Source organism: Rhizobium sp. SVR5-2C, from assembly GCF_056755115.1.
On the sequence record NZ_JBNDHT010000190.1, the window covers coordinates 1 to 9,676 of the forward strand.

6 protein-coding genes are annotated in these 9,676 nt (G+C 59.7%); 5 read left to right on the top strand and 1 reads right to left on the bottom strand.

The window, feature by feature from the left end; genetic code table 11:
- Positions 1-121: 121 nt before the first annotated feature.
- The 4 genes from ACPYOI_RS32635 to ACPYOI_RS32650 are packed head-to-tail and all read left to right on the top strand — an operon-like array spanning position 122 to position 5,760.
- Positions 122-2,428 carry a hypothetical protein gene (locus ACPYOI_RS32635; protein ID WP_481423925.1) on the top strand — a complete coding sequence of 769 codons (2,307 nt, stop codon included), beginning with the start codon at positions 122-124 and terminating at the stop codon, positions 2,426-2,428.
- Positions 2,425-2,895, top strand: a complete 471-nt coding sequence (locus ACPYOI_RS32640; protein ID WP_481423926.1) for a hypothetical protein — start codon at positions 2,425-2,427, stop codon at positions 2,893-2,895. Before ACPYOI_RS32635 ends, ACPYOI_RS32640 begins: the two co-directional genes overlap by 4 nt.
- Positions 2,888-3,406: a virion core protein, T7 gp14 family gene (locus ACPYOI_RS32645; protein ID WP_481423927.1), complete on the top strand. Its 519-nt coding sequence runs from the start codon at positions 2,888-2,890 to the stop codon at positions 3,404-3,406. Before ACPYOI_RS32640 ends, ACPYOI_RS32645 begins: the two co-directional genes overlap by 8 nt.
- A complete protein-coding gene (locus ACPYOI_RS32650; RefSeq protein ID WP_481423928.1) occupies positions 3,406-5,760 on the top strand; it encodes a M15 family metallopeptidase in 2,355 nt (784 codons plus the stop codon). Before ACPYOI_RS32645 ends, ACPYOI_RS32650 begins: the two co-directional genes overlap by 1 nt.
- Here the strand turns inward: ACPYOI_RS32650 and ACPYOI_RS32655 are convergent.
- Positions 5,757-6,350, bottom strand: a complete 594-nt coding sequence (locus ACPYOI_RS32655) for a M48 family metalloprotease (RefSeq protein ID WP_481423929.1) — start codon at positions 6,348-6,350, stop codon at positions 5,757-5,759. The genes ACPYOI_RS32650 and ACPYOI_RS32655 overlap by 4 nt on opposite strands.
- Before the next feature lie 23 nt (positions 6,351-6,373).
- Between ACPYOI_RS32655 and ACPYOI_RS32660 the strand changes: the two genes are divergently transcribed.
- On the top strand, positions 6,374-9,676 hold a 3,303-nt coding region (locus ACPYOI_RS32660; protein ID WP_481423930.1), incomplete at its 3' end, for a PBECR3 domain-containing polyvalent protein.

Consider the following 9,676-nt stretch of genomic DNA (forward strand, 5'->3'; position numbering starts at 1 on the left):
CCGCAAGGACTGCTACCAGCTCTCGGGGCAAAGCCTCGGCGCTGCTCAGATGGCGGACGCGAATGAAGAGATGTCCACCTGGGACGTCTCGTCCGAGCTGACCGAAGCGAGAAACTGATCCATGGCCGTTCTTCGCACGATGCAGCCTGCCTTCACGGCGGGCGAGCTAAGCCCCGCCTTGTGGGCACGCGTCGATCTCTCGAAGTATCAGTCTGGCCTGAAGGTCGCTAAGAATGTCTTTGTGCATCCGCATGGTGGCGCCTCCAATCGCGCAGGCCTTGAGTTCATCGGCCGCGTGCGTGGCTCCGGTGTCGCGGTCCTGATCCCGTTCGTCTTCGATGCGGAGAGCAACCAGACTTACAATCTGGAATTCTCGGATCTCAAAATGAGGGTCTATCGAGCGGGCTCACCGGTGCTGGAGGCAGCCAAGAACATCACGGCGATGACGCTCGCCAATCCGGGTGTGTTCACCTCGGCGGCCCACGGTTACACCAACGGCGACGAGATATTTCTCGCTGACCTGGTAGGCCCCACGGCGCTGAATGGCCAGAATTTCATCGTCCGAAACATCACGACTAACACCTTCAGCCTCGAAGACCTGTTCGGGAATCAGATCAGCACCGCGAGCCTGCCGGCCTATGTGAGCGGCGGCACCGCGCGCCGCGTCTACGAGGTAGCTACGATCTTCACGTCCGATGAAGTCCGCCGCATCGTCTTCGCTCAAGAGAACGATGTGATGTACCTGACGCACCAAGCGCACGCGCCGCAGAAGCTGTCGCGCCTCGCTGATACCAACTGGACATTTAGCAGCCCACTCTTCACGCCTGCCATGACGGCGCCTGGCACGCCGACGGTCACCAAGCCGGGAGATACGTCCGGGCAGCCCGGATACGTCGCCACGGTCTACCGCTACAAGGTCTCGGCCATCTCAGATGCTACCGGCGAGGAAAGCCTGCCGTCCGGAGCAGGGTCGGTCACCAATGACCTCGATATTCAGGGCGGCAAAAACCGCGTCACCTGGACGGCTGTAACGGGGGCAGGACGCTATATCGTCTACAAGGAAGACAACGGCATCTATGGCTACATCGGCGGCACGACGGGCCTGACCTTCGATGACGAGAACATCACGGCGGACCTGAGCAATACGCCACAGGCTGGCACCAACCCGTTCACCGGCGCCGGCAACTATCCGGCGTCCGTGAATTTCTTCGAGCAGCGCCTTGCCATGGCCGGAACGGCCAACATCCCATCTGGCGTGTGGCTCGGCCAGTCAGCGAACTATGAGAACTTCGGAGCAGCTTCGCCGGCAAAGGCAAGCGATGCCATCACCTTCCGCGTCAAGTCGAAGGAAAAGAACGCCGTTCGAGCGCTTGGCGAATCTCGCGGCCTTGCCGTCTTCACGTCGGCCAACGAGTTCAACGTCTCGGGCGGCTCCGAAGACTTCCTCGGCCCGACGAACATCGTGATCAAGAAGCAGAGCAACCGCGGCTCTGGCTGGGTCCAGCCAATCGCTGTCGGCGACGTCATGCTCTTCTCCTTGGCTCGTGGCGGCGTGGTGCGAGACTACAGCTACGAGTTCGCCAACGATAACTTTACCGGCAAAGACCTCACCATCATGTCACGTCACCTGTTCAAGGGCCGCAAGATCATCTCCTGGGCCTATGCGCAGGCGCCGGACTCCATCGTCTGGGTGATCCTCGATAACGGCCAGTGTGTCAGCCTGACCTATATGCGCGAGCATGACGTCTGGGCATGGACACGGCACGAGACCGACGGAGTGTTCGAAGCCGTCAACGTGGTTCCTGAAGGCGACGAGGACGCGGTCTATTTCATCGTCAAGCGCACTGTGAAGGGGCAGGACCAGCGCTATATCGAACGGCTGCACACGCGCCTTTTCGAGGATTCCGCCGACTGCTTCTTCGTCGATAGCGGCTTGTCCTATGAAGGCGCGCCTATCTCGACGCTGCGCGGCCTCTATCATCTCGAAGGTAAACAGGTTGTCGCGCTCGCCGATGGCAACGTCATCAAGAAACTGACGGTCGTGAATGGCGCTGTCACGCTGTCGATCCCCGCATCGAAGATCCATGTCGGCCTCTCCTACGAGGCCATGATGAAGACGCTCGATATCGACATCGGCAATGTCCAGGGTCTGGGCACGGTCCAAGGTCGCCTGAAATCGGTGGCTGAAATCACGCTCCGCGTCGAAAACACCCGCGGTATCTGGGTTGGCCCGCGGGAAGACAAGCTGACCGAGCTGAAGCAGCGGCAGTTCGAAAACTGGAATGAGGCTATCCGCCTCGCAACAGACGACGTGAGCATCACGCCAACCTCGGACTGGACCAAGGGCGGGACGATGATCGTCAAGCAGTTCGACCCGCTGCCGATGACGATCCTGGCAATCATGCCTGATCTGAGGGTGGGCGGATGAAATCGTTCCGGATCATACCGGCAACCGCAGCACACGCCGCCGAGATCGCCCCGAGAATGCGCTTCGACGATATCCGCGAGGTGCAGGCAGCTTCGGGCCGCTCGCCGCTTTCAGCGCTGCTCTATTCGATCGAACGGTCGGACTTCGCCTATACGGTCGAGTTCGAAGGCCAGCCCGAGACCATGTTCGGATGCGGTACCGCCGACATGCTAAGCAACATCGGTGCGCCTTGGCTTCTTGGCTCGAATGCGATCGAGCGGCATTATCGCCACTTCCTGCGCGGCTCGCGCTTCTGGATCGGCCGGATGAAGGACGAATATGCGCTTCTGCGCAACACCGTCGACGATCGGAACGTCGTTTCGAAACGCTGGCTCGAATGGCTCGGGTTCCAGCTAGGTGAGGCCGTCCCCAAGGGCTACGAGCGCATTCCTTTCCGCACCTTTGAAATGAAGGGCAACCATGTGTGATATCGCAACGGCCTTCGCGATCGGCTCTACCATAGTAGGCGCCGCCGGAGCCAAGCAGTCTGCCGACGCAAACGCTGCGGCTCAGGACTACAACGCCAAAATTCAGGACATGAATGCGACGTTGGCCGAGCGGCGGGCTCGGGACGCTCTGGAACGTGGACAGGAAGAGGAGCAGCGCAAGCGTGAGCAGGCGTCACAGATCCTCGGGAAGCAGCGCGCTGCCATGGCTGCCAACGGTGTCGACCTGACCTTCGGCTCTCCGCTGGACACCCTGGTCAGCACCGCCACGCTTGGCGAACTGGATGCTCTGACGATCCGGAAGAACGCTGCCAACGAGGCCTACGACTACCGCGTCGATGCCGTGAACAATCGCGCCAGCGCAAGCCTCAGCCGCGCAAACGCAAGAACGAGCCGCACGGCTGGCAACCTCGACGCTTTGGGGACCATCCTTTCGGGCGGTGCCAAGGCGTTCGGAACCGCTAACGACGGTCTCGGATATAGGGGACGCTGATGCCGACTGTACCGATTTATACGCGTACCGAGCAGGAGCGGCCGATCCTTCGGCAGGGCATCAATGTCCAGGCGAGCGGCAATGACTTTGGCGCCCAGATCGGGCAGGGCATGCAGCAGTTTGCCCGCGGTCTTGATAGCGTTGGCGATGCCGTGCAGCGGGTGGATGCGCTCAAGGATGAATCTCTCGTCCGGCAGACGCGCAACGCATGGATGGAGGGTAAGCGCGAGCTTCAGTACGCGCCCGGTACGGGCTACATGACCCTTTCCGGACAGGCCGCAATCGACGCTCGCCCGAAATACGAACAAGATCTACGAGCTCTCAGGCAGAAGTATGTTGAGGGCCTGTCTCCGCGGCAGGTTGCGATGTTCGACCGTACGATCGATCCACTCGAACAGGATGCCCTCCAGTCCGGCATTGTCCACAATGCGAACGAGCTGAAGGTCCAGATTGAAAACGACGCCAACGCGTCATCTGCCAACTTCCTTGATGAAGCCCTCGTCAACTACAATAACCCGGAAAAGGCGGACAAGTATCTAGCTGCAGGTCAGTTGGAGATCCGGAACCTTGCTGAGAAGCAGGGCTGGACTGCAGAGATGCTTGCGCAAAAAGAGCGGGCCTACATCTCTGGCGCTACGCAAAAGATGGCGCTCCGCATTGCTGCCGCCGGCCCGACGGGCCCCCTGCTTGCTCAAGACTACATTACAAAAAACTCGAGCCGTCTCAGTGCAGATGATCAGTTCGAGCTCGACTTGAAGCTCAAGCCAATCATCCAAGAAGCGCAGTCTTCTTCTTATGCTGCTGAAGGGTTGAAGCTCACGCGCAACAGCCCGGATGTCGTCAAGGAAGTGGTCGATGCCGCAAGCAATGACAATTCCGATCGAGAAGAGCCAGGCCGCCCGACAATTGCTAACAGGCCGCTTTCAGCGTCAGGCCCGTCTGTCACGCGCTCGTTCCTGGCTGCTAAGGCTCCTGGTAAAGGAACCGCCGCGGTTGACGGCCTCGATGAGAGCTTTGCGACCAATCTGGCAGCGATGATCCAAGACGCACCGCCTCGCATTCGGGATGGCCTGCAGGTCATGAGCGGGTATCGCTCGGTTGAACGGCAGACGGAGCTTTGGAATTCGGCGCTGGCGAAATACGGCTCTGCTGATGCCGCTCGCAAGTGGGTCGCTCCTCCCGGTCGCTCGGGCCACAACCGCGGGCAGGCTGTAGATCTGATGTGGAACGGGCAGACGCTCAAGTCTGGCAGCGCTCCTCAAGACGTCATTGATTGGGTGCATGCGAACGCTGCCCGATACGGCATGTATTTCCCGCTCGGCAATGAAGCATGGCACATCGAGCCGCAGGGCACTCGCGGAACGACGATCGCTTCGAAGGTGGACACGCCGGTCAGCCGCGCCTCTGGCCCGTCCTATGACCAGATCCAGACGTTCCTCGGGAATATCAAGGACCCTGTGGTCCGCCAGAAGACCGAAGAGAAGATTTTCCAGTCGCTTGCGCAGCAGGACCGCATCCGAGAACTGAACCAAAAGGCAGCGCGCGATCAACTCTGGGAAATGTGGGAGCGAAACGGACAAACGCCCGATCAGGCGCCGGTCGACTTGCGTATCGCGGCAGGCAACACAGCGATCGACAGCATCAACGATTCGATCCAGAAGGAACGCGAAGGCAACGCCACGACTGATCAAAGCGTTCTGTTCGCGTTGAACCGCATGGCAGCCGAAAACCCGCAGCAGTTCAAGAGCCTTGATCTCTCCGACTATTACTCGCACCTCTCGCGCGAGGATCGTAAAGCGGTCAACGACAGCCAGAACAAGCTGCTCTCTGGTGATGTCGAGGCCCAGAACAATGGCTCGGTCTACAACGCCGCTTATAAGCAGGCAGAGCAGTCGCTCGCCGCCGTAGGTCTGACCACAACCGGCATTTCGCAGAACAATGTCGGCAAGCGGCAGGAGATGGAAACTCGCATTGCGAAGTTCCAGAACTCGCTGAAGATGGAGATCGATCAGTTCCGTACACAGCAGGGCAAGACGCCTACCTACGATGAGACGCAATCGCTCATCAACGCCCTCCTGATGAAGTCGATCTATACCGAAGAGCGCAGCTCCTGGTCTCCGGCAAGGCTCTTCGACGACGGTCAGGACGAGGTTGGCGGTGGCTTCATGTTCGAGCGCGGCGATCGACCGGAAGGCTCGGCCGTCAAGCCGGTGGTCGAATATCAGAACATCCCGCCAGAGTGGCAGTCATCGATCAAGACAGCGCTGACTGAACGGACCGGCAAAACGCCGACCCGGCAGGAGATAGAGGCCGAATATGCGGCTGTCGTGATGCAGATCCTTGGTCAGCGCTAGCCGGCCGGCAGTATCTGCTGGCATTTCTTTGCTTTCCCCGGCCGGTTCCAGCCTTCCGATATAGCTTTAATGCGCTGAGCTTTGGCGGGATGGCTATCGCCGGGTCGATCAGACATAAGGGAAACAGTGCTTAGCGCGTTGCCAAGGGAGCGGCCCATCAGTTTCATGGCTGCGCCCGCAAAAGCATCGGCTTCTAGCTCGTTCTCGATGCTGGATGGCTCGGACAGGTGGCCGCAGATGTGATGGCCCAGCTCGTGGGCAATGATCATGCTGGCACCATCGTAACCTACCAGCGGGGACAAGCGTCGGTCGTAGACGATCACTCTGTTGCCATCGATCACGGTAGCGACAGCGTTGCCGCCGATGTTCCCGTTCATGGGGTAGACGTTGCACTGTTCAGTTGTGAGCTTCATCGCGTCGCAAACGTCTTCGAGCATGTAGGCATAGTCTTCGAAGGCAGGTTCGATCTGAACAGCCTTGCCTCGATAGTGAAGAACCGGGGTTTTCGAGAGATCCACGGTCATGTCGTCAGCGCCCGCTGGCGATGACAGCAGCAGCGCAGCCAGCGCCGAACACACAAACCGGACCATTAACCTTCAACCCCTGGTGATAGATGTCTCCTGAGGAATATCTTGCACAAAGTCGCAGTGAGCAAGCCACCGCGACAAAGCAAGTTGCGTTTTCGTTAACGCAGGACAAGACGACAGACCCCGACCAGCATGCGGCGGACATCAAGCTCGCCCAGTCGCTGTCGCTGCCCACGTCTTTGACGTCGCAGTTCCGGGACACGTTTGCGCAGCGCATGCAGCAGAAGCGCAACGAGACAATCCTGTCAGCGAACCCGGTTCTTTCGAACTGGATGCAGGCGCCGGACAACGCCAAGGTCGCGAAGGACGACCTGCAGGCTCTCTCTTGGTGGGAGCAGTTCTCCAAAGGGAAACTGTCTAGCGAAGTCATCGAACTTCGTGGTGCGCCCGCCGGACTCGTCAAACTGGGCGGGTCCGCCATGGAAGGCGCTGGCCAGATGCTGACGCCCGTTGATCCTGCCGACCGCCAGCCGATCGTCGCACGCGTCGCCGGAGCGAAAACCAGCTCGCCGGAAGATATCGCCGAACTGCGCAAACAAATATTCCAACAAGGCGAGGTCAACCCGGCCATTGCGCAGTCGGTCCTGTCGGACGTCCTTTCGGGCGATATGACGCCGGATGAGGCCTATCAGTCGCTCGAACCACTATTCGTCCCGGCTCTCAAAGCCGCGAGTGAAGCCCTTCAGAAGGGTGGCGAAAAAACACAGGACGCTGGATCGAACATCTTTCCCGCTGCTCCGGGCATGGAAGATAGCTTCGGGCGTCAGATCGGCGAAGGTCTCGGATCAATGTTGGGCATCCTCGCGATCGGGATGGTCGGCGGGCCTGTGGCGGCGGGAGCCGCGGGTGGTTTTGCAGGAGCAGGTGAGGCGACGGCGAACGCTCGTCAAGCTGGGCAGGATGAAGACACGCAGACCATTGCGGCCTTCTACGGTATTGCTCCAGGTTTAACGGATGCCATACCGATCGAGCGTCTGCTTTCGAACCCTGTGGTGAAGAGTGGCTTCGCCTCCTTCCTTCGCGCAGTCGGCAAGCAGACGGCGCTGGAAGGCGGGCAAGAGGCGGTGCAGCAATTCATGCAGAACGCCATTGCCCAGAACCTCTATGCGCCCGACAAGAGCCTGTTCGATAGCGTTGCGCAGAACTTCGCCTCGGGCGGTGCCGTTGGCGCCTTGATGGAAGCTGGGCGCCTGGCTTTTGAAGCTGCTCTTCCCGGCAGAGTCCGCCGGATGCACATTCAGGCCGGTCGCGCTGAGCAAGCGAAACAGACGATCGACCAGATCGGCGAGGCCGCCAAAACTTCCAAGCTTCGCCAGCGTCTTGATGGCTCCTTCATGGATTTCGTCGGCAAGGCCACGGAAGGCACGCCTATCCAGGACATCTATGTCCCGGCGGAGAAGATGCAGGAGCTTTTCCAGAGCTATCGCTTTGAGCCGCGTGACTTCCTGACGGATCTGCCAGGCGTGGATCCGGCTGAGTGGGACACCGCTATTGCGACTGGAGGCGATATCAAGATCCCGACGGCTACCTATGCTGCGAAGCTGGCGGGTTCGCTGTTCGACGATTTCCTACGCCAGAACATGCGCTTCGAACCGGACGGAATGACGCTGACCGAGGCGCAGGAGTTCAACAGCCGCGCCGATGAAATCCGGCTGCAGGCTTTCGAGGAATCAGAAGCAGCTCGAATGGCGGCCGATGCAGAGCGTTCAGTCGATCAGCAGGAGTATGACGAGCTTGTCGGCCGTCTGCGCGCCGCTGGCCGCTCGACCGACGTCTCACGCTTCGAGGCCATGCCCATCGTGGCCATGCGCCGCACCATGGCAAGCCGCGCCGGCCTGACACCAGAAGAGTTTACCGCCCGCAATCCGCTGCCCGAATTTCGAGGCGAGGTGCCTGAAGGACTAAAGGCGAAAGATGTTGACGAGCTGACGCGCCAGCTTGCCGAGATGCGCGCCTACAAGCCGAAGGAGCCGGAGCTTGGTCCTTCGCTCCTGGAAGCCATCTCGAGTTACGGAGGCATCAACGATACTGGCGGCGAACTGAAGGCGCGTGACGCCGCGGTTATCAAGCGAGGCAAGGGCAGGAAGAGCCTACGTCTTGCGCGCGGCGGCATTATCGCCGGCATGCAGGATATGCTCGGACCCGCCAAAGGTGGCAAGAAGCACGGTCTCGATGACGTGGCTCAAGCGATGATCGAGGCGGGGTACCTGCAAGACAATGCAGTTGCCAACGAATACCGCCATGCGATCGAGACTGGTGGCGAGGTTCCGGACATCGGCAAGGCGCTGCTTGATGCGATCGATGAAGAGCTGCGCGGCAATGTGCAGTATTCCGGCACTGTCGAAACCAATGACAAGGCATCTCTCGTCGAATCCAACATCGCCTATCTCGATAGCCTGGGCGTTTCGCTCGCCGACAGTGACGACGCCATCCGTGAGGCGCTGCGCAAGGCACAGGACGAAGAGGGCAGGAAGTACGGGCAGGCCACACTTCGCCAGAAGCTTGCACAGCTGCAAAAGTCGCTGTCCGAGTTGATCGAGTTCGCGAGAGATGGGGACAAGAAGGAAACGAAGACCGTCGAGATCGCTGAAGTCTCTGATGACGTTGCCAATATCGTTCAGGCCTCGATCGGATTGGACATCCACGGGTTCAAGCACACAATCGATGCTTTCGCCATCCGGCATATGATGCGTCGGCACTCCGATGAGGAAACCGAAGCCTCTCGCGCACAACTGCCAATCTCGGATGAGGATATCGAACGCATCCCGAGTTACCTCGCCAACGCTGCCAAGATTGTGACGGGTCTGAAGGGACGGCGTAATCAGGATGTCATCGGCTACATTTCGCCCGCTGATGATGGCTCGATCGTCTATGTCGAAGAGGTGCGCACGGGGCGCAACCGCTTGGCAGCTTTGTCGATAAGGAAGTTCCCTCCGGCGAGTCAATCCGAAAGCATCGCTTCCAGCCTGAGTCCCAACGTCCAGAACGTTCCGGAGGGTGGTGTTACCATAACAGATATCCCGCCGACTTCAAAGACGCTGTTTCAGAAGGGCCAGCGCGGGTCCATCCAAATCCCGTTCGGTGGCGCGAGCGGGAGTCCGGTCATTATCAGCCTTTTCGAAAGCGCTGACCTTTCGACCACGATCCACGAAAGCAGCCATTACTTCCTGAATACGCTGCAGGATCTGCAAACGCTGAGCCCTGACATTCAGGACATGTACAATGGCGTGCGCACCTGGTGGCGAGACAATGCTGATGCAGTGGCGGCCGACGCGAAAGAAGCCTCGGGTATTGACGTGACGGCGGACGATGTGCGCGCCGTGCTGGAC